The organism is Aquabacterium sp. (assembly GCF_004297345.1).
Taxonomy (GTDB): Bacteria; Pseudomonadota; Gammaproteobacteria; order Burkholderiales; family Burkholderiaceae_C; genus Aquabacterium.
In genome coordinates this window covers 1-21047 of sequence record NZ_SCTN01000361.1, presented here as the reverse complement: position 1 = coordinate 21047, position 21047 = coordinate 1, and the positions used below count along the sequence as shown (strand labels likewise).

The following is a 21047-nucleotide window of genomic DNA, read 5'->3' as shown; positions in this document are numbered from 1 at the left end:
TTCTTGCGAGATGGCTGATGCGCGATTGGGATCCTTGATGTTGACCATCACCAGGCCAACCTGGTTGGCGGCGTTGGAGCCCAGGCGTTTGCGCACGCTTTCGTCCAGCAGGCTCCAGTGCATGAGCATCAATGTTTCGTCAAAGCGCGGATCCTTGACGGTGTAGATGCCGCGGATGTTGAAGGTCCAGTTGCCAGGGTAGATGGTGCCGCTCAAAGGAATGGTGTCGCCCACTTGCCAGCCAAACCGTTGCGCCGTCTTGCGGCCCAGAATCACGCCTTGCCTGTCCGCCATGAAGGCCGCCATCTGGTCTTCGCTGACGTTGAACTCGGGGAACATGGCGAAGTAGCTCTTGGGCTCAATGGCCATGCGCGCGAAGAAGTTGCGACGGTCGATGTAAACCCCGCCAAACCAGTTCATCCAAGTCACGCCCGCGACGCCGTCAATTTTCTTGATACGGTCAGCGTAGTACACGGGCAGGGGGGAGCCCAAAGAGATCGCACTGCGGGTGATCAGCCGCGTGTTGGAGGTGCCATCCACGCCGGCATACCAGGCGTCCACAATTGTTCTGAGCAAGCCGAAGGCGCTGATGGCCACGACCAGGCCCACCATCGTCAACAGGGTGCGCAGCTTGTGCCTGAACGCGTTCTTCAGTAGAAGCTTGAAGAGAAACATGTACTACCTGCGCGCCTGTGCTCAGTGGCCATCGGGGCCGGGATCGGCCACCAGCACGCCCTTTTCCAGGTGGATCATGCGGCTGGCGCGGGACGCGGCCTTGGGGTCGTGGGTCACCATCACGATGGTCTTGCCCAGATCGCGATGCAGCTCATCCATCAGCTTGAGCACTTCTTCGCCGGTGGCGCGGTCCAGGTCGCCGGTGGGTTCGTCGGCCACGATCAACGTGGGGTCGGTCACCAGGGCGCGCGCAATGGCCACGCGCTGCTGTTGGCCGCCGGACAGCTCGTTGGGGTAGTGGTCCATGCGCTCGCTCAGGCCCACCATGGCCAGGCAGGCCTCGACATGCTCCTTGCGCTGGCGGCGGCTCAGGTTGGTGAGCAGCAGGGGCAGTTCGACGTTTTCATACGCCGTGAGCACGGGCATGAGGTTGTAGAACTGAAAGATGAAGCCCACATTGGCCGCTCGCCAGTCCGCCAGGGCGCTTTCGTCCAGCGTGGCGATGTCGACGCCATTGATCAGGATGCGACCCGAGCTGGGCTGGTCGATGCCGGCAATCAGGTTGAGCAAGGTGCTCTTGCCGGAACCAGACGGCCCCATCAGGGAGACGAACTCGGCGCGTTCGACTTCCAGATTGATGTCCATCAGCACGGGAATGGGCTGGCCGCCCCGTGTGTAGGTCTTGCTCAGGTGTTCGATGCGGATGACGGGCTCGCGCACGGCGGCGTTCTCACTCATGATCTGTGCGGGCTGGTTCAGGGGGTGCCGAGGTTGACGCGAGCGCCATTGCGCAGTGAGGCCGGCGGTGTGGCCACCAGCTTCTCGCCGGCCTTCACGCCGCCGCTGATCTCGCGCAGGTCACCCAGCTTGCGCAAGGCTTTGACCGGCACTTCCTCAACGGTATTGGCGCCGCCTTCCACGCTCTTGATCCTGAAGACGACGTTGCCGTTGTCACGCGTGACCAGGGCGTTGTTGGCCACGGCGATCACGGGCTCCTGGTCGGACGGCGTGATGTCCTGCGACAGGAAGCTGACCTTCGCGCTCATCTCAGGCAGGATGCGCGGATCGAGCTGGTCAAAGCGGATCTTGGTCATGACAGTGGCCTTGGCCCGGTCCACGGTCGGGACGATGCCGGCGACGTGGGCACGAAAGCGCACCATCGGCAAGGCATCCAGGGTGACTTCAACTGGCTGGCCCACCTTGGTCTTGGACAGATTGCCCTCGGACACGTCGGCTTCAACTTCCAGTGTGCTCATGTCGGCCATGGTCACGACTGCACCTTGCGCGCCAGCCGCGCTGGACATGGGCGTGATGATGTCGCCCACATTGGCGTTCTTGACCAGCACCACGCCATCGAAGGGGGCGCGGATCTCGGTGTAGTCCTGCGCCACCTTCTGGGCCTTGAGCTGGGCCTTGGCCTGCTCCATGGCAGCTTCAGCGGCGGCAACGGCGGCAAAGGCGGCCTTGTTCTTGGCCAGGGTGTTCTCAACCGTCTGGGGCGAGACAAAACCTTGTGCTTCGAGGCTGCGGGCGCGGGCCAGATCGGCGCGGGCCTGGATCAATTGCACGGTGCTTTGCTTGACGTTGGCTTCAGCCTGATGGACGGCGGCTTCAGCACCCAGGATGCCTGCTTTGATGTCGCTGGCGTCCAGGCGGGCGATCAGGTCATCTTTCTTGACGTGCGAGCCTTCGCGCACATTGAGCTCGATCAGGCGACCAGACGCTTTCGATGCGACCGCAGAGCGGCGCTGTGCCACCACATAGCCAGAGGCGGTGAGCTGCACATATTGCTGCGAGGGCGTGCTCATCACCACGGAGGTGGTGCCGACATCAGCCGTGCGTGGCACGAGGAAATAGGCCGCGGCTGCTGCAGCCACCGCACCGATCAGCACCCAGGGCAGGATGCTTTTTTTCTTTTGCGCCGAAGCCTGAGTGCCTCTGTCGATCTTGAGCTTGGAGAGGGCCGATGGAGCGGCGGCGGGTACATCTGCAGTCATGGCGTTACAAGGCGAAAGATGGAGATTTTGCACTGTCCCGCAACCTTTAACGGTAATCGTTGTACCGGCCCTCGAACAAAGGGCGATACGGGTTTGCCGGGTGTGTCGATCGTTGGGTCTGTGATAAGTGAGGTGCGGGCGGGCAGGCTCAGGCCCAGCCGGGGAAGAACTGTTTGAGCGAGCCTGGCTCGTGTGGGCGGGTGGTCAGACCCAGGAAGGTTGGTGCGTGACTGAAGACTAAGTCACATGCAGATCACGCCAAGTAAGGGATTGCATGGGCCTCCCTCCATGTGAATGGTGGCTTGTCTCAAACCACAGGGCCTTTGGCACTGATGCCCGCCTTGATGCGCTGCTTGCGGTAGGCGCCGGGCGCCATGCCCGTCCAGCGCTTGAATGCGTGGTGAAAGCTCGATTGCGTGGCAAAACCCAGCATGTGGGCCATGTCGATCAGGCTGACATCCAGATCACCCATGTACATCAGGACCTGGGCGTGGCGCATGCGGTCGAGCAGGGTGCGAAAGTTCAGGCCGTTCTCTTCCAGGCGCGTTTGCAGCGTGCGCACCGAGACGCCAGCTTCGGCTGCGATGTCATCGAGTGTGATCTCGCCATTGGCAAGGCGCGGCTGGATGATGCGCTCGATCCGGTGCACGAAGCTGCCGGACGCATCTTGCAGGGCCGCCATCTCTGCCATCAACTGCGCCCGCAGGGTCTCTTGCACGCCGTGATCGCCCCGGGACACGGCGAGTTGTTCATATTCGGCGGGCCCGCGCAGGCTGGAGCGGGCTGCGTTGAAGTGCAATTCGCCGCCGAAGGTCTTTTGCAGAGCGCTCAGTTGGGCTGCGTCCGGCTGCGGGAAGGCAAAGTGGGCGTCAAAGCGCAGGTCGGCGCGGCGCGACAGCCAGCGCGCATGCCAGCACATGGTGGCGAGGGTCAGGCGTTCGAGGTAGGGGGAGTGATGGGCGCTGAGGGGCGCCATCGCGATGTCGAACCGGTTGTCGATCAATTCGGCCTGCAGGATGTAAACATCGTTGAGCAGGTTGTAGAACTGGGCCAGGGATTCGGCGGCTTCGCGCAGATTGCGGCTGGCCATGGTGATGAAACCGATGGGGCCGGTATCCCAGGGCTTGACGAACTCGGCCATCAGCAGTGCCACATCGCGTTCGCAATGGGCCTGGGCTTTGTCAGCCAAGGCTTCCCACTCTTCGATCGGGCGGCGTGTGTTGGGGTCGAGCGCGTTCAGTTCCTGCAGGTAGGCTGAACCCAAAATGGCATCCACGTCCAGCCGATCCTGGCGCAGGCAGTCCACCAGCATCAGCAGGTATCCAAGATGGACGGTGCACAGGCTGGCCTGTTCGGCAGGCAATGGCCGCGGGGTACTCACACGAGCCTGGGATGTCATTCAGGGGGTCTTGCTGCTGGCGTTGTTGTCGAGCATGGCGTGGCGTGTGATGTCCGGTCTGGTTTCGCGCCGTGACGCTGTGCCTGCGTGGTCACCCGCAATTCGTCGCTGCTGTTGCTCGAACGATTCAAAGGATTGTTGAGCCGCCAACTTTTGAGCCGCCGACTGATCCTGGGATTGATCCTGGTCGAGGGCGGGTGACTGCTTGGTCAGTTGCGACGTTGTTGCGGCCAGGCGGGCATCCTGAAGTTGAGGATTGGGCTCCAAGTCTTTGACAATCGTCCGTGCCATCAGCAGGGCCTGGGGCCCCATCAGTTCACCTCGGCTGTAGTGCGCCGGCAGCACGTCCAGCAAATGCTGGCTGAGCGTGGTGCGCTCGCTGTTCATGGGGCCATTTTGCAGTTCGTTCCACAGCGCAACTTGTTTCTGGAAGCGGCTGTAGTCGATCAGCCGATTCAACTCAAGGGTTTTGTCTGGATGGTCGATCAGCGCGGATTGCAGGTCCTTGATCTCGTCGACGCTGGGCTCGGTGGCTAACACCCACCTCGGTTGTGTCGAGATGGCGCCTCGGTTGGTTTGATCCTGGCTGAACTCCGTGGTACCCGGTTTGATCCAGCCAGAAAAAAGTGGGCGGTTGCCGCGCTGGCTGGCGTTGCCGGTCGCGTGGTCGTCGTTGTTGTTGCCCAAGGCCAGCAGTACGGTCGTCAGTGCCGTGGCCGTGAACACACCCATGACAGCCATCCAGCCATGACGGGGCATTTTGAACAGGGGCGCGGTACGGCTGGTCGCGGATGAGGTGTTCATTTTTTATTCCTCTCTCTTTGCGGCGCGACTGTGCAGCCTTGTCGCGCTGATGTCATGTCGTGTTTTCCCTGTGCAGTGCGTGCGGCTATCAGGCCTTTCCCTTGGTTTGCGTCTCTTCGCAAAAGCACTGCGTGGTCGGGTAAGACAGCTTACATCGATACAGACCATGATCAGCCGCCAGCGTCCGTCAATGCGTATGCAGTTGTGTAAGGGCGTGGGTTCCCGGTAGAAAGAAATAAAGGATGAGCAAGTTGAATCAAACGATCCTGACCCGCGACGGGCTGCGCCTGACGCGCCGCCAATGGCTGGTGAGTCAGCCGCGTGGCACCGTGGTGCTGGCACATGGCATCGCCGAACACAGCGGACGCTACGAGCATGTGGCGGCTCAGCTCAATGGCTGGGGCTGGTCGGTGCAAAGCTATGACCATCGCGGGCATGGTCGATCCGAGGGCGCGTGCGGCGCCCTGTGCCGCGACGACGATCTGGTGCATGACCTGGCTGCCGTGATGGCCGCTGTGCGCGCCGAGCAGCCTGAACTGCCCTTGCTGCTGATGGGACACAGCATGGGCGGGCTGGTGGCGGCCTGCTATGTGGCCGATCTGCTTGAGCCGAGATCACCCGCTGGCTTTACGGACGTGGACGGCCTGATCCTGAGTTCGCCTGCGCTGGAGGTGAATTTGGGCCTGGGGCAAAAGCTGTTGATGTCCAGCCTGGCGCGCCTGTTGCCGGATCTATTGGTGCGCACCGGTTTCGATCCCAAGGCCATATGCCGTGATCCTGCTGTGGTGCAAGCCTACAAGCAGGACCCGTTGGTGCATGACCGCATCAGCGGCCGTCTGGGGCGCTTCATCGTTGAAGGTGGCGGTTATGTGCGGGCATTGGCGGAGCAGTGGATCAAGCCGACGCTGCTGATGTATGCCGGCTCCGATGAGATCGTCAGCCCACAGGGTTCAGTGCAGTTTGCGCAGAAGGCGTCTTCTGTGGTGCAGTCGCAGTGCTTTGCGCACATGGCGCACGAGATTCTCAATGAGCCGGATCAGGCGCAGGTCTTCCACGCCATGCGTCTGTGGCTGGATGATCGATTCGCCCGTGAGGCGCCCTACGGCTTGCGCAGCCTGGATGCGGCCTGAGCCAGGGCCGTGATGGCCGGCCAGTCGCCTGACGCCATCGCGGTGGCGGGTGCCAGCCAGGAGCCGCCCACGCATGCCACATTGGGCAGTGCCAGGTAGTCTGCCGCTGTGTCTGGCGTGATGCCACCTGTCGGGCAGAACAGCGCCTGCGCAAAGGGGCCACCCAGCGCCTTGAGCATGCCCACGCCGCCGGCCTGTTGAGCCGGGAAGAACTTGAAGCACTCGAAGCCGGCGTCCATGGCCGTCATCAGTTCGCTGGCCGTGGCTACGCCAGGCAACAGGGGGATGGTGGCTTGCCCGGCGGCATCCAGCATGCGCGGCGTCAGTCCGGGTGATACGGCAAAGCGGGCACCTGCGCGGGCGGCTGCATCCCATTGTTCGGGTGTGGTCACCGTGCCGGCCGCCAGCACGGCGTCGGGCACATGTCGCGCGATCTCGCTGATCACGCTCAGGGCGTTCGGTGTGCGCAAGGTGATTTCCAGCACCTTGATGCCGCCTGTAATCAATGCCCGTGCGAGGGGGATGGCTTTGTCCGTGTCATCCACGACCAGCACAGGAATCACCGGGCTCAGGCGCATGAATGGTTTGATGGCGGGGTTCTGATTGGGCATGAGGTGTCTCAGTCTTCAAAGCTGAAAGTGGTGGCGCCTTGTTCTGCGCCGCTGACCATGCGGCGCATGCCGCCGAAGAGTTCGCGTCCGCTGCCTTGCCGATTGGCGCGCAGTTCAGCCTGATCTACGCTGCGCGCCCGCCATGCCGCATCAGGCACCAGGGCCTGCAAAGTGCCTTGGATGGCGTTCAACTCGATCACATCACCGGTTCGGACCTTGCCCAGCGGGCCGCCCGCCATCACCTCTGGCGTCACATGGATCGCGGCTGGCACCTTGCCCGAGGCGCCTGACATGCGGCCATCGGTGACCAGGGCCACCTTGAAGCCCTGATCCTGCAGGTTGGCCAGCGTGGGCGTGAGGGAATGCAACTCGGGCATGCCATTGGCGCGCGGGCCCTGGAAGCGCACGACGGCAACGAAGTCCTTGTTGAGCTCGCCTCGCTTGTAGGCGGCAATCAGGTCTTCCTGGTCGTTGAAGACCACGGCAGGTGCTTGCACAATGCGATTGGCCGGCTTGACCGCAGAGACCTTGATCACCGCACGGCCCAGATTACCTTGCAGGACCTTGAGCCCGCCGTCAGCCGAGAAGGGCTGCGTGCGGGGCGCCACGATGCTGCTGTTGCCGCTGGCGCGTGGCACATCCTGCCAGTTCAACTGGCCATCTTGCAAAACGGGTTGGCGGGTGTAGTGCCACAGGCCTTCGGGGCCGGCCACGGTCTGCACATCGGCGTGCAGCAAGCCGGCTTCCAGCAATTCGCGGATCACAAAAGCCATGCCACCCGCAGCGTGGAACTGGTTCACATCGGCGCTGCCATTGGGATAGACGCGCGCCAGCAGTGGCACCACGGCAGACAAGGCATCAAAGTCATCCCAGTTGATGATGATGCCGGCCGCACGGGCGATGGCCACCAGGTGCAGCGTGTGGTTGGTCGAGCCACCCGTGGCCAGCAGGCCGACCAGACCGTTGACGATGGCGCGCTCGTCGATCACATGGCCGACGGGTGTGTACTGGTTGCTGTGCCGGGTGAGTTGGGCCACGCGCCGCGCGGCTTCACGCGTGAGGGCTTCGCGCAGCGGCGTGCCGGGTGGCACAAAGGCCGAGCCGGGCAGGTGCAGGCCCATGATCTCCATCAGCATCTGGTTACTGTTGGCCGTGCCATAGAAGGTGCAGGTGCCGGCACCGTGATAGGCCTTCTCTTCGGCTTCCAGCAGGGCGTCCTGGCCGATTTCACCGGCGGCAAAGCGCTGGCGCACCTTTGCCTTGTCGTCGTTGCTCAGGCCGGAGGGCATGGGCCCGGCAGGCACGAAGAGGGTGGGCAGGTGGCCAAAGCTCAGGGCGCCGATCAGCAGGCCGGGCACGATCTTGTCGCACACGCCCAGGCACAGGGTGGCGTCAAACATATTGTGTGAGAGGGCCACGGCCGTGCTCATGGCAATCACATCCCGCGAGAACAGCGACAGCTCCATGCCGGGCTTGCCTTGCGTCACGCCATCGCACATGGCCGGCACGCCGCCCGCGAACTGGGCCGTGGCACCCACATCGCGCGCAGCCTGTTTGATCCACTCGGGGTAGGCCTGCAGCGGCTGATGCGCCGAGAGCATGTCGTTGTAGGCCGACACGATGGCGATATTGGGCGCTTGCTGGGCACGCAGCCAGATCTTGTCACCAGCGGGGGCTGCGGCATAGGCATGCGCGAGGTTGGTGCAACCCAGTTGGGCGCGTTCCACGGGGCCGGCGCGGCCCGCTGCATCGATCCTGGCCAGATAGGCCTGGCGGGTGGAGGCGCTGCGTTCGTGGATGCGTGCGGTGACGGCCAGCAGTTCGGGATGCAGAACAGGAGGCGGAACGGTGGGCGTGGGCATCGCGTGGATCCAGACCAGATGAGTCGATCAGGTCATTATCATGGCCCCATTGATGATGCTGGTGCATTGAAAAAGCGAGATGACCCCTTTGATTCATTTCCATCGCGCGCCCACCGCTGCTTTGCTGGCGCAGGGTCTGGCCGACTTTGTGGCGCAAAGGCTGCGTGCGGGCGTGAGCGAGCGCGGGCAAGCCTTGCTGGTGGTATCGGGTGGCAGCACACCGGTGCCTTTTTTTGAGGCACTCGCGCAGTGTGATCTGGACTGGTCGCGCGTGACCATCACCTTGGCCGATGAGCGTTGGGTGCCCGAAGATCACGCGGACAGCAACGCCCGGTTGGTGAAAGCGCACTTGTTGCAAGGTCGCGCGGCCCAGGCTAGCTGGGTGCCTTTGTTCAAGGCTGAGGCGACGCCGCAACAGGGGCAGGCAGCCATCGAGCGCAAGCTGGCAGGCTTGTGCTGGCCTGCGGATGTGGTCGTGCTGGGCATGGGCGGAGACGGCCATACGGCATCGCTGTTCCCGCATGCGTCGGAGTTGTCTGTCGCATTGGCTGGTGTTACAGGGCAGCGGGGCCATGAGCCCGTGCCGCGTTGCATGGCCGTGGCGGCGCCCGCCTTGCCCAACGTGCCTGTCGCCCGCTTGACGCTGACTGCACGCGCCTTGCTCGATACTCGTTGCCTGGCGCTGCACATCACGGGCTCGGCCAAGTGGGCGCTCCTGCAAAGCGCGCTGCAAGACGGGCCGATCGAGCAGTGGCCGATTCGCCTGGCGCTGCAACAGGGCCATGTGCCTTGCGAGGTCTTCCATGCCGACTGACTACCCCAAGCTGCTGGGCGACATCGGTGGCACCAATGTGCGCCTGGCCTTGAAGCTGGCCCCCGATGCCGAGATCAGCCACATCCGTAACCTGACTTTGCGGGACCACGCCGGGGCGGTTGAAGCGGTCGAGCACTATCTGGCAGATGTGGGCGCACAAGCAGGGGCCATGCGGCCTCGCTCAGGATGCCTGGGCGCCGCCGGGCCTGTGTTGGGCGATCACCTGCAGTTGTTCAATGCACCCTGGGGTTTTTCGATTGAAGGCTTGCGGCAGGCCTTGGGCCTCCATTGCCTGCGCGTGCTCAATGACTTCACCGTGCTGGCTTTGGCTTTGCCTCATCTGCCACCTGGCGAGCTGACTCAGATCGGTGGCGAGGCCGCCCTTGACGCGATGACCAAAGGCTTGATTGGCGCTGGAACGGGTTTGGGCGTGTCAGGCCTGATCCCCAATCTGCAAGGCCAATGGGCCCCGATTGCCGGGGAGGGCGGCCACGTCACCCTGCCTGCGTCCGATGAAGCCGAAGAAAAGCTGATTGCCGTGCTGCGGGCGAGGTTCGGCCATGTGTCGGCCGAGCGTGTGCTGTCAGGTTCAGGTCTGGTGGTGCTGTACGAAGCGCATGCGCAATTGGCCGGTGCCGCAGCGGAGGCTTTGACGCCAGCTGATGTCACCGCCCGAGGGTTGGCGAGGCAATGCGCGCTGTGCGAGGCCGCCCTGCACAGCTTCTGCCAGTTCATGGGCACGGTCGCATCCAACCTGGCTGTGTCGCTGGGAGCCCAAGGAGGCTTGTACATCGGGGGCGGCATCGTGCCCCGGCTGGGCGAGTTCTTCGTGCGCTCGGGCTTTCGTGCTCGCTTTGATGCCAAGGGGCGCTACGCGGGTTATCTGTCGCGCATCCCCGTGTTCGTGATCCATTCGCCTTATCCGGCTTTGATCGGCGCAGCGCAGGCTTGAAGCCGATCGTCGGCTCGCCAAAAACAAACCCCGCCTCAGTGGGCGGGGTTTTGGCTGCGGCTGGTGCCAGCGTCACTTGTTGGTTTGCAGGCTCGCTTCCGCATCAACCAGCTTGGATGGGCTGCTGGGGAAGGAGTGCCGCAGGATGCGCCACAGCACCTGCGCAAACTGCTTGGTCATCGAGCCGGTGTTGTAGTACTGGCCATAACGGGCGCAGATCTCTCGCACTTGCACAGCCATCTCGGCATAGCGGTTGGCGGGCACGTCAGGGAAGAGGTGGTGCTCGATCTGATGGCTCAGGTTGCCCGTCATCACATTGAGCAGGAAGCCGCCTGACAGGTTGGACGAGCCACGCACCTGGCGCAGGTACCAGTGGGCGCGGCTCTCGTTCTTCAGCACGCTCTTGGGGAAGGTCTCCACGTCGGTGGTGAAGTGGCCGCAGAAGATCACCGTGTAGGTCCACACATTGCGGATCAGGTTGGCGATCAGGTTGCCCGTGAACACGGTCAGGAAGCCGGGGCCGGCCAGCAGAGGGAAGATCACGTAGTCCTTGATGATCTGGCGGCGCATCTTGCGCAGCGTGGGCGCAGCCTGCTTGCCCAGTTGCTTGCCGGTGATGCGGCCCTTGAACCAGCGACCCAGACGCAGGTCCTGCACGGCCACGCCCCATTGGAACAAGGCGGCGAAGATGATCGCGTACAGCGGCTGGCCCAGACGGCCTGGTGACCAGGGTTGCTCGGGGAACAGGCGCAGCACGCCGTAGCCCAGGTCGTCGTCCATGCCGTGGACGTTGGTGTAGGTGTGGTGCTTGAAGTTGTGGGTCTTGCGCCAGCTGTCGCTGGTCCCGACGATGTCCCACTCAAATGAGTTGCCGTCGAACTTGGGGTCGCCCATCCAGTCGAACTGGCCGTGGATCACGTTGTGGCCCAGCTCCATGTTGTCCAGGATCTTGGAGATGCCCAGGATGATGGCGCCAGCCAGCCACGCAGCCGTCAACCAGGGCGCAGGCAGGAAGGCGCCCACCAACAGCAGGCCCCGGCCGAGGATCTCGGAGAAGCGCACGGCCTTGAAAATGTTGCGAATGTAGCGCGCGTCGCGCTCGCCCAGATCGGCCACGGTGCGGGCGCGCAGGGCATCGATTTCAGCGCCGAAATGCTGGAGCTCGTCGGCGGTCAGGGTGCGGTGCAGTGATGTGCTCATGGTGCTTGCAAACGGTCAGATGTCCAGCGAGAGATCGGTCAAGGCGCGGCTGACGCACAGGCGCACCTGGGTGTCGGGCTCGGTATCCTGGTCGCCCGTGGTGATGTCCTGGGTGGTGCCTTCGTGCTTGGTGCACACGCAGGTGCGGCAGATGCCGATGCGGCAACCAGCAGCGGGGCTCATGCCGGCTTCTTCCAGCGCCACCAGCAAGGAGGTGCCTGAAGACAGATCCAGGGCTCGGCCACTCTTGCGCAGTTGCACGCGCACCGTGGTCGGCTCGGCGGTCTGGTCGGCCGTCATGGCTGGGGCAGAGGGCGTGAAGCCTTCGGCCAGGAAGCCTCGCGCCACATCCTTGGTCAGCGAGCGGGCTGCATCCACGAAACCGCCAGGGCCGCAGGCATAGATCTGGCGCTCGCTCAGGTCGTGCACCAGTTCGGCGAGCTGCGGTGCGCTGATCAGGCCACTGGCTTCGTCCGCCAGGGTCTGTGCCTCATGTGTCAGCACGATCTGTAGTTTGAAGTTGGGGTGGCGTGCTGCCAGCGCCCGCAATTCCGGCACGAAGCACAGCTCGGCACGTGTCTTGGCCCAGTAAACCAGCAGCAGATCAAGCGGCATGCCTTGCAAGGCCTGTTGACGCGTCAGGCTCATCAGTGGGGTGATGCCACTGCCCGCAGCCAGGAACAGCCATTTGCCCTTGGCCTGGGCCGGCAGTGTCATCTCGCCGAAAACTGTGCCCAATTCGACCACATCGCCAGCGCGCAGATCGCGGCACAGGTGCGTGCTGAGCTTTCCGCCTTCTACACGTTTGACCGTGATCTCCAGCAGGCCGTTCTTGCCAGGCACATTGGTGATGCTGTAGCTGCGCGTAGTGCGGCGGCCATTGACCTCGGCGCTCACATTGACGTGCTGACCTGGGCGCACCTTGCCGCAATGGGCATTGGGCTTGAGCACAAGGGTGACGGCATCTTGCGCTTCGACGCGGCGCTCGACCACCTTGGCCAGCGCGCGTGACCAGGACCAGGCCGGGTTGACCATGCCTACCCAAAAGTCATAGATGGCCGGTTCGACCAGAGGTGCAATCAGCCTTTGCAGTGGGCCGGCACCAGGGCCAGGCGTGACGGTAGAGGTGGTGGCAGACACGGACATTTGCTTTCGACAGGGGGCGTTAACGCGACATGAGGCGTCGTTTGCGCGCAGTATACGCAGGTATGGACGATTGTCTATACACTTGTGCATTAATTGCTCACGATATGATGTCTGACCTTCTGATTGACATCAATGAGTACGAACCTGTCCCCTGTTCAGGTGGCCACCCCGGGCCGCAAACCGGTGATTTCCCGTGAGGACATCATTGAAGCCGCGCTCAAGCTGGCCGGGCCGCATCGCAGCGTGTCTTCCTTGAGCCTGCGCGAAGTCGCGCGTGAAGCGGGTATCGCGCCGAACAGCTTTTACCGGCAGTTTCGCGATATGGATGAGCTGGCGGTTGCGCTGATTGATCGCGCGGGTGAGTCGCTGCGGCAGATCATTGGCGAGGCGCGTCAGCGCGCGACGGTGGATCGCAGCGTGGTGCGCGGGTCGGTGGAGGCCTTCATGGAGCAACTGCGCTCGGATGATCGGCTGCTTCAGATCCTGCTGCGCGAGGGCACTGTTGGTTCTGCGGCCTTCAAGCAGGCGGTCGATCGTCAGTTGAATTTTTTTGAAGAAGAGTTGCGCCTGGATCTGATTCGTCTGGCAGAGGCCAACAAGACGGGCTTGTTCGAGTCCGCGCTGACCGCCAAAGCGATCACGCGGCTGGTGTTTACGATGGGTGCCACGGCCATGGACTTGCCTTCGGACAAGTACGCCGAGCTAACCGAGCAGGTTGTGCTGATGGTGCGCATGATCGTGACGGGTACGCAAACGCTTGCCGTGACGGGCGTGTCAACTCGTTGATGTCCTGCCTCCCTTGGTCGGGGGGCGTTGCGCTTCTTGCCTTGAGATATAAAGGCGTTACAAAACGCAAGAAAAATCAGGGTGGTGTGGGGCGTTTGTGCTCTTGCCAGTCAGCGAATCATGGCCCGCCTGTTGCCTTTTCGGGTTTTGAAGCCTGTCTGATTGTTTTATTGATCTGGTGAGTGAACATATGTCATTGAAGAAATTAACGAAGTTTTCGATCGTGAGTGTGGTGGTAGCTGTAGCTGCCGGATGTGCCTCATTCAAAGGTAATGAAGTTGCGGTTGTCGACAAGCTGCCTGACGTTTCTCAGTATCAGAACAAGCCGTCTGTGTATGTCGATCTGAATTTCTATCGCGGTAACCCCGGCCAGCCAGGCGTTGAAATGGCACCTGCGCGCGCACGCGTTCAAGAGGTCATGGAAGAGCAACTGGTGCAGTCCAAGCTGTTCAGCTCCTACACTTTTGACCCGAGCAAAAAGGCGAGTGCTGCCTACACAATTCAAGTCAAGGTGCATAACCACGGCAATGACTTTCTAGCTACTGTTGCCGGTGCGATAACGGGTGCGACGATGGGCGTGATCCCGTGCGCGGCTACCGACAATTACACCGTTGAGATGACCGCGTTGGACAACAGCGATGGCAAGGTGGTCAAGACGGTATCTACCAAGGATTCCATCACAACCTGGATTGGCTTGATTTTCATTCCCATGATGGGGCACACGCCGAACGAAGCTTTCCGCGACACCATCAAGAACCAGATTCGCACGGGCTTCAAGGAGTTGCTGGACAGCGGTTCTATGAAGTACTCCATCGGCGAGCACCGTTGGTTTGAATTGGGCGCCTGAGTTTCGGGCGCATAAAAAGTCAGCCCCCCATTTACCAGGCCAATCACAAGATCTGCACACACGGTGGCAGTTGGGAGCGTTGTGGCTTCGGCGAGAGAGTGACGCGGAAGCGGGCCAGGTAAGTTGGGTCCAGAGGGGGGCTGACGCAAACTTGTGAAAGTTGTCCACGCGGCGTCGATGGACAAGGCTGTTCAGTTCCGCAAGACCCACCAGTTCACGCGCGGGTTGAGGTCTTCACAACGCACCTCTCGCTTGACGATGTACTCGATCGTGGGGCAATGCTCTGCTGGCACTACGGGTGCCTGGGTGAGCCAGTAATACACGTGCGCTTGCGTGATCCCGCCGCCGATTTCTCTGGCAAGGCGGGTTTGTGAGCCGACCAGACGGACGGCTTTCTTCAGTGCTTCCTGGGGTGACATTGTTTTCCTCCTGCAGATGTATTTGTAGTCAATTATCGATATTTCTGCAAGATGCCTAACAAAGACTTTTGTAGCATCTGCGCATGAACCAAAAATCCAATGAGTGGGGCAGCTACACAGGGCGCTTGCTTTGGGCCATGCACAAGGCTGGCAAGACCAACCAAAGTGAGCTGGCGCGAGCCGTGGGTGTGAAGCCTCAGTCCATTCAATACCTGTGCGACCCCCAGTCTGGTGCGCGCGGTAGTTCGCATACACCCTCTTTGGCGCGCGAATTGGGCGTGGAGGCTGAGTGGCTGGCGACAGGACAGGGCCAGCCTCAGCATGGCCCCAATGTGATCCGTACGCAGGAATCATCAGGGCCAGGCTATGCGGTGGTGCCGTCTACATCGACCTGGTCGATCAAGGCGCACTTGCGTGTGCTGGACGCGCAAGGCCTGCTTGAGCGCTTTGTGCCGTCACCAGATGATGGTCGCGACATCTTGTGCTGGCCCATGCAGTCCACAAGGGCGCTGGACGTCGTGGCCGTCAAAGGGCACGCGCTGGCACCTGTGATCAAGGATGGGCAATTTCTGGTGCTGGATCCCCGGCCGGATCAATTGGAGCCGGAAGACATCGTGCTGCTCACCCTCCGTGATGGGCGCATGTTGTTGCGAGAACTGATGGTGGTGCGCAAGGACACCTTGTCAGTTTTGCCCGTTCTGGGCGGGCAGGTTGAGCCCTTGCCACGTGAGCAGATCGAAGGCATCGCGTTGCTCGTGTGCGTGGCGCCGCGTCGTTGGGGGCCATGAGCAGGTTGTCCATGCACCAAGGTGGCCCATAACTTGCTGCTGTCACACAGAGGCTTGCACACTGCGCAGGCCAGTCCCAATCGGAGATCTGTGTGTCCATCCACGTTGCCCTCAACCACGTCACGCACTACCGTTATGACCGGCTGGTCAGCCTGTCTCCTCAGGTGATCCGCTTGCGGCCCGCACCGCACTGCCGCACGCGCATCCTGTCGTATTCATTGACAGTGGAGCCGGTTGTCCACTTCATCAACTGGCAGCAGGATCCCTTCTCCAACCACCTCGCCAGGTTGGTCTTTCCTGAGCAGACCAGGGAATTCAAGATCACGGTGGACCTGGTCGCCGAGATGGCGGTCTACAACCCGTTCGACTTCTTCCTGGAGCCGGAGGCCGAGCACTACCCGTTCAGCTATGACGCCTCCAGCCTGCATGACCTGGCACCCTACCTGGCCAAGGCCGAGCTGACGCCCGCCTTCAAGGCCTTTGTGAACAGTGTGGACCGCAAGAAGGTCCGCACCATTGACTTCCTGGTGGGCCTCAACCAGCGTTTGCAGCAGGACATCAGCTACACCATCCGCATGGAGCCTGGTGTGCAGACGCCGGAGGAAACGCTGACGCTCAAATCAGGCTCCTGCCGTGACACCGGCTGGCTGCTGGTTCAGACGCTGCGCCATCTGGGCCTGGCTGCGCGGTTCGTGTCGGGCTACCTCATCCAGCTCAAGGCCGATGTGGCCGCGCTCGATGGCCCGTCCGGCACCGAAGTCGATTTCACCGATCTGCATGCCTGGTGCGAGGTCTTCCTGCCGGGCGCCGGTTGGATCGGGCTGGATCCGACCTCGGGCTTGATGGCAGGAGAAGGCCATATCCCCGTGGCCTGCACACCCGAGCCCACAGGCGCTGCCCCCGTGACGGGCGCCATCGACGAGTGCGAGGTCAGCTTCGATCACAAGATGGGCATCACGCGCATCTACGAAAGCCCACGCGTCACCAAGCCGTATACCGATGAGCAGTGGCAAGGCATCGACACCTTGGGCGCGAAGGTGGATGCCGACTTACTTGATGGCGACGTGCGCTTGACCATGGGTGGTGAGCCTACCTTTGTCTCAGTAGAAGACCGCGATGGCGCGGAGTGGAACACCGATGCCATGGGGCCGACCAAACGCGGCCTGGCCACCGAACTGGTGCACAAGCTGCGCAAGCGTTATGGCGATGGCGGTTTTCTGCACTTCGGGCAGGGCAAGTGGTACCCCGGTGAGCAACTGCCGCGCTGGGCCTTGAGCATCTTCTGGCGTGCTGATGGCCAACCTTGCTGGCATGACCCCAGCCTGTTTGCCGACGAGCGTCACTCGGTGCGCTACACCAGCGAGGATGCCAGGCTCTTCATCGACACCCTGGCCAACAAGCTGGGCGTGGGCTCTGCGCACATCCAGACCGGCTACGAGGACACCTTCTACTACCTGTGGCGCGAACGCCGCCTGCCCATCAATGTGGACCCCTTTGATGCGCGCCTGGACGACGAACTGGAGCGCGTGCGCATGCGGCGCGTGTTCGATCAGGGTTTGACGTACGAGGTCGGTTACGCCTTGCCGCTCAAGCGCGAGTGGTCGCTTGGCTTGAATGGCCCCAAATGGTTGACCGGCCCCTGGTTCTTCCGCGATGAGCGCATGTACCTGTTCCCGGGGGATTCGTCCATGGGCTATCGCCTGCCGCTGGATTCGCTGCCGTGGGTGAGCAAGGGCGAGTATCCCTATATGCACGAGCACGATCCCTTCGCACCGCGCGGTGCCTTGCCTTCAGCAGCAGCCTTGCGTTCGCAATATGGTGCGCACCAGGTGGGTGGTGGCATGTCCCAGGGCGGCGCCGTGGGTGTTCAAGGGCAGCCCGTGACGGGCCTGGGCGGCCAGGGTGTCAATGGCGAGTGGGGCGCCTTGGGCGCCAACCCGACAGCAGGCGTCTCAGGCCCTGCCACGGCCAGCCAGACTGATCCGAACAAGTCGCCCGCCCGCTTTGAGTCGGCGAACTGGATCACCCGCTCGGCCTTGTGCGTGGAAGTGCGCAATCCCGATCGCGCCAGTGGCCCGGCCGTTGAGGAAAAAGGGCAGGGCGGCGGTGTGATGTATGTCTTCATGCCACCCTTGAACGTGCTGGACGACTACCTGGACCTGCTGACTGCGGTCGAATCAACGGCCCTGGATCTGGGCATGAGCATCGTGCTGGAAGGCTATCCGCCCCCTCGTGATCCGCGCCTCAAGATGCTGCAGGTCACGCCTGACCCTGGCGTCATCGAAGTCAACATTCATCCGGCATCCAGCTGGGAACAACTGGTGGACCACACCGAGTTCCTCTACCAGGCGGCGCACCAGACGCGCCTGTCCACCGAGAAGTTCATGGTGGATGGTCGCCACACCGGTACGGGCGGTGGCAACCACTTCGTGCTGGGCGGCGCCACGCCGGCAGACAGCCCCTTCCTGCGTCGGCCCGATCTGCTGCCCAGCTTGCTGACCTTCTGGCACAACCATCCCTCGCTGTCCTACCTGTTCTCGGGCATGTTCATCGGCCCGACCAGCCAGGCGCCGCGCATCGACGAGGCCCGCCACGACCAGGTCTATGAAACCGAGATCGCGCTCAAGGAGCTGGAGCGCCAGATGGACATCTGGGGCCAGTGCCCGCCATGGCTCATCGACCGCAGCCTGCGCAATCTGCTGATCGACGCGACCGGCAATACCCACCGCAGCGAGTTCTGCATTGACAAGCTCTACTCACCCGACGGCCCGACCGGCCGCCTGGGCCTGCTTGAGTTGCGCGCCTTCGAGATGCCGCCACACGCGAAGATGAGCCTGGTGCAGCAGTTGTTGCTGCGCGCGCTGGTGGCCTGGTTCTGGAAGGAACCCTACAAGGGGCATGGTGCCCAGCGCCTGACCCGCTGGGGTACGGGCCTGCACGACCGCTTCCTGCTGCCCAGCTTTGCCGAACAAGACTTTGCCGACGTGCTGGCCGAGCTGCAGATGGCCGGCTACGACTTCAAGCCCGAGTGGTTTGCGCCGCACTTCGAGTTCCGCTTCCCTTACATCGGCGAGATCGCATCGTCGGGTGTGCGCCTGACCCTGCGCAGCGCCCTGGAGCCCTGGCATGTGATGGGCGAGGAGGGCTCGCCCGGCGGCACGGTGCGCTATGTGGATTCGTCTCTGGAGCGCGTGGAAGTGCGCGTCACGGGCATGAACGGCAACCGCCATGTGGTCACTGTCAACGGCCAGATCCTGCCTTTGCACCCCACGGGCCGGGTCGGCGAGTATGTGGCGGGCGTGCGTTACCGCGCCTGGCAGCCGCCATCGTGCCTGCATCCCACGATCGGCGTGGATGCGCCGCTGACCTTCGACGTGGTGGACAGCTGGCTCAAACGCTCGGTTGGCGGGTGTCAGTACCATGTGGCCCACCCGGGCGGACGCAATTACGACACCTTCCCCGTCAACGCCTACGAGGCTGAAAGCCGCCGCCTGGCGCGCTTTTTCCGCATGGGCCACACACCTGGTGCCATGTCGATCCGGCCACAGCCTCCTGGCATCGAGCATCCCCTGACGCTGGATCTGCGCACAAGAAAGGGGCAACCCTAGGCCCGAGGAGGGCGCAGGTTTGACACACTGGGTTTCTGGGTTGTAATGCCCGCCTGTTGTTCAATCTGTTTGCGTCCATGTCGGTTCTGCCCTCCAGTGGCTTGCCACCCTCTCATGCCGCGGTGAACCCGTCCGGTCTGGGGGATGCTGTGTACCGGGCTTGTTTCGAGCAATCGCCCGCTGCTCAGGTGATCCTGGGCCCCAGGGGCGAGTTGCAGGATCTCAACACGCGGGCTTGCCAGGTGATGGGACGCGAACGTGCTGACCTGCTGGGGCAGCGCCTCACCGAAGTGGTTCACCCGGAAGATCAGGCCGCCTTGTTTGCCGCCATTGCCTACAGCAATGAGCACAAGAACCCGTTCGAGATTGAATGCCGCGTGCAGCCTGCCGATCAGGGATTGCGCTGGTTCCTGGTGCAGTCTCGCCCGGCTGATCACGCGGCGTTGGGCACTGTCTGGTACACCCTGCTGGCCGATATCACCGAGCGCAAGAAGCAGGAAGCCTGGCTGGCTCACCGTAACGCCTTGCTCACGGCCTTGTCTCACAATCTGCCGGGCATGATCTATGTGTTCCGTCCGGGCCCGGACAAAGGCGGGCGGCTGGATTTCGTCAGCGAAGGGGTGCGCCAATTGTTCGGGGCCACGCCGGAAGAAGCGCTGGCATCGCCGTGGGTTCTCTATGACCGTGTGCCGCCAGAAGATCTGGGCAAGTTTTTCCAGCAGCGTGACGAGGCCATTGGCGAAGCCAGCCGCCTGCACAGCGAGTTTCGCGTGCGCAACCTGGCCGGCGAGTTGCGTTGGTGCGCGGCCGATTCCGTGGCGGGTGTCGATGCCGATGGCAACGAGGTGCGTTGCGGCTACATCGCCGATATCACCGAGCACAAGCTCTACCAGGAGGCTCGCATGGCCGCCGAGACAGCTGAGCGGGCCAGCCGAGCCAAGTCGCAGTTCCTGTCGCGCATGAGCCATGAGTTGCGCACGCCGCTTAACGCCGTCATCGGTTTCGCCCAACTCTTGCAGATGGACACCCAGCCCGCCTTGGTGGAGGGGCAAAAGCACAAGGTCAAGCTGATCGAGCGTTCCGGTGCGCACCTGCTGGATGTGATCAGTGACGTGCTGGATCTCTCGCGCATCGAGGCGGGTGACATGCCCTTGTCGATCGAGCCCATCTTGCTGGGCAATGTGATCAGCGATGCCCAGGCCATGGTGGCCGAATCGGCCCAGCGCGCCGATGTGGCCTTGACCGAATCCGGCCACGTGTGGGGCGTGCATGTCATGGCCGATCGGGTGCGCCTGAGGCAGGTGCTGGTCAACCTGTTGAGCAACGCCGTCAAGTACAACCGACCGGGTGGCGAGGTGCGCATCAACGTTCGGCTGGACGACGCGCACATCCTGCTGGAGGTCCGTGATACCGGAGTGGGCCTGAACCCGCACCAGATCGCACATCTCTTTGAGCCCTTCAACCGATTGGGCGCAGAGAACTCCGGCGTTGAAGGCACGGGCATCGGCCTGGTGATCGTGCACCGCCTGGTCGAGCTCATGGGCGGATCCATTCAGGTCAGTAGTCAGGCGGGGCAGGGCACCACCTTTACCTTGCGCTTGTTGGCCGTGGATGTGGACCCCAAATCGGATCACGGGCCGCTGGACGAGCTTGTGCCAGTCTCGCGCCAGGCCACCATCCTGTACGCTGAGGACAACGAGATCAACGTGCTGCTCGTGCGCCAGATTCTGGAGCTGCGGCCAACGTGGAAACTCGAAGTGGCCCGTAGCGGGGCGGAAGCCTTGACGCTGGCGACGCAGGTGAAACCGGATCTGTTCTTGCTGGACATGCACCTGGGTGACATGTCCGGGTTCGAGCTGGCAGATTTGCTTGACAAGGAGGCGGGCATCCAGGGCGTGGCCAAGGTGGCCTTGTCGGCGGATGCCATGCCGGATCGAATCCATGAGGCGCGGGCCAAGGGCTTCAGTGCCTATTTGACCAAACCGCTGGACGTGGCGGCTCTGTTACGC

18 protein-coding genes are annotated in these 21047 nt (G+C 62.6%); 8 read left to right on the top strand and 10 right to left on the bottom strand.

The features are described 5' to 3' along the window. From EPO09_RS13505 to EPO09_RS13485, 5 genes are all read right to left on the bottom strand, one after another. Positions 1 to 675, bottom strand: a 675-nt coding sequence (locus EPO09_RS13505; protein WP_290643843.1) for an ABC transporter permease, incomplete at its 3' end; no start/stop codon positions are given. Between the two features lie 21 nt (positions 676 to 696). Beyond that, a complete protein-coding gene (locus tag EPO09_RS13500) occupies positions 697 to 1413 on the bottom strand; it encodes an ABC transporter ATP-binding protein (protein WP_290643842.1) in 717 nt (238 codons plus the stop codon). A 17-nt stretch (positions 1414 to 1430) separates the two neighbouring features. Next, positions 1431 to 2672, bottom strand: coding sequence for an efflux RND transporter periplasmic adaptor subunit (locus tag EPO09_RS13495; RefSeq protein ID WP_290643841.1), 1242 nt, complete (start codon positions 2670 to 2672; stop codon positions 1431 to 1433). 307 nt (positions 2673 to 2979) lie between these two features. After that, complete coding sequence (locus EPO09_RS13490) at positions 2980 to 4071, bottom strand: AraC family transcriptional regulator (protein WP_290643840.1); 1092 nt, start codon at positions 4069 to 4071, stop codon at positions 2980 to 2982. Further along, complete coding sequence (locus EPO09_RS13485) at positions 4072 to 4875, bottom strand: hypothetical protein (protein ID WP_290643839.1); 804 nt, start codon at positions 4873 to 4875, stop codon at positions 4072 to 4074. Positions 4876 to 5117: 242 nt separating this feature from the next. Between EPO09_RS13485 and EPO09_RS13480 the strand changes: the two genes are divergently transcribed. After that, positions 5118 to 6005 (top strand): alpha/beta hydrolase, encoded by an 888-nt coding sequence (locus EPO09_RS13480; protein ID WP_290643838.1) that lies wholly within the window; start codon positions 5118 to 5120, stop codon positions 6003 to 6005. Here the strand turns inward: EPO09_RS13480 and eda are convergent. After that, entirely contained in the window at positions 5975 to 6616 is a 642-nt protein-coding gene (gene eda, locus EPO09_RS13475; RefSeq protein WP_290643837.1) for a bifunctional 4-hydroxy-2-oxoglutarate aldolase/2-dehydro-3-deoxy-phosphogluconate aldolase, read from the bottom strand. The genes EPO09_RS13480 and eda overlap by 31 nt on opposite strands. An 8-nt stretch (positions 6617 to 6624) precedes the next feature. Next, positions 6625 to 8478 (bottom strand): phosphogluconate dehydratase, encoded by a 1854-nt coding sequence (gene edd, locus EPO09_RS13470; protein ID WP_290643836.1) that lies wholly within the window; start codon positions 8476 to 8478, stop codon positions 6625 to 6627. Between the two features lie 79 nt (positions 8479 to 8557). Between edd and pgl the strand changes: the two genes are divergently transcribed. Together pgl and EPO09_RS13460 are read left to right on the top strand one after the other, a co-directional pair. Then, on the top strand, positions 8558 to 9292 hold the full coding sequence (gene pgl, locus EPO09_RS13465) for a 6-phosphogluconolactonase (RefSeq protein ID WP_290643835.1): 735 nt from the start codon (positions 8558 to 8560) through the stop codon (positions 9290 to 9292). Next, complete coding sequence (locus EPO09_RS13460; protein ID WP_290643834.1) at positions 9282 to 10244, top strand: glucokinase; 963 nt, start codon at positions 9282 to 9284, stop codon at positions 10242 to 10244. Before pgl ends, EPO09_RS13460 begins: the two co-directional genes overlap by 11 nt. A gap of 72 nt (positions 10245 to 10316) precedes the next feature. Here EPO09_RS13460 and EPO09_RS13455 read toward each other — a convergent pair whose 3' ends face one another. Next, positions 10317 to 11444 carry an acyl-CoA desaturase gene (locus tag EPO09_RS13455; protein WP_290643833.1) on the bottom strand — a complete coding sequence of 376 codons (1128 nt, stop codon included), beginning with the start codon at positions 11442 to 11444 and terminating at the stop codon, positions 10317 to 10319. Positions 11445 to 11459: 15 nt separating this feature from the next. Continuing rightward, a complete protein-coding gene (locus tag EPO09_RS13450; RefSeq protein ID WP_290643832.1) occupies positions 11460 to 12584 on the bottom strand; it encodes a ferredoxin reductase in 1125 nt (374 codons plus the stop codon). Between the two features lie 138 nt (positions 12585 to 12722). Between EPO09_RS13450 and fabR the strand changes: the two genes are divergently transcribed. Next, positions 12723 to 13376, top strand: coding sequence for an HTH-type transcriptional repressor FabR (gene fabR, locus EPO09_RS13445; protein WP_290643831.1), 654 nt, complete (start codon positions 12723 to 12725; stop codon positions 13374 to 13376). A 190-nt stretch (positions 13377 to 13566) separates the two neighbouring features. Next, a complete protein-coding gene (locus EPO09_RS13440; RefSeq protein WP_290643830.1) occupies positions 13567 to 14223 on the top strand; it encodes a hypothetical protein in 657 nt (218 codons plus the stop codon). Between the two features lie 191 nt (positions 14224 to 14414). Here the strand turns inward: EPO09_RS13440 and EPO09_RS13435 are convergent, their stop codons facing one another. Continuing rightward, the gene (locus EPO09_RS13435) at positions 14415 to 14642 is read right to left on the bottom strand and encodes a YdaS family helix-turn-helix protein (protein ID WP_290643829.1); all 228 of its coding nucleotides are present in this window, start codon (positions 14640 to 14642) and stop codon (positions 14415 to 14417) included. 83 nt (positions 14643 to 14725) lie between these two features. Between EPO09_RS13435 and EPO09_RS13430 the strand changes: the two genes are divergently transcribed. From EPO09_RS13430 to EPO09_RS13420, 3 genes are all read left to right on the top strand, one after another. Next, on the top strand, positions 14726 to 15430 hold the full coding sequence (locus tag EPO09_RS13430; RefSeq protein ID WP_290643828.1) for a S24/S26 family peptidase: 705 nt from the start codon (positions 14726 to 14728) through the stop codon (positions 15428 to 15430). Between the two features lie 92 nt (positions 15431 to 15522). Then, on the top strand, positions 15523 to 19038 hold the full coding sequence (locus tag EPO09_RS13425) for a DUF2126 domain-containing protein (protein ID WP_290643827.1): 3516 nt from the start codon (positions 15523 to 15525) through the stop codon (positions 19036 to 19038). 77 nt (positions 19039 to 19115) lie between these two features. Then, a partial coding sequence (locus EPO09_RS13420) for a PAS domain-containing hybrid sensor histidine kinase/response regulator (protein WP_290643826.1) occupies positions 19116 to 21047 on the top strand: 1932 nt, incomplete at its 3' end.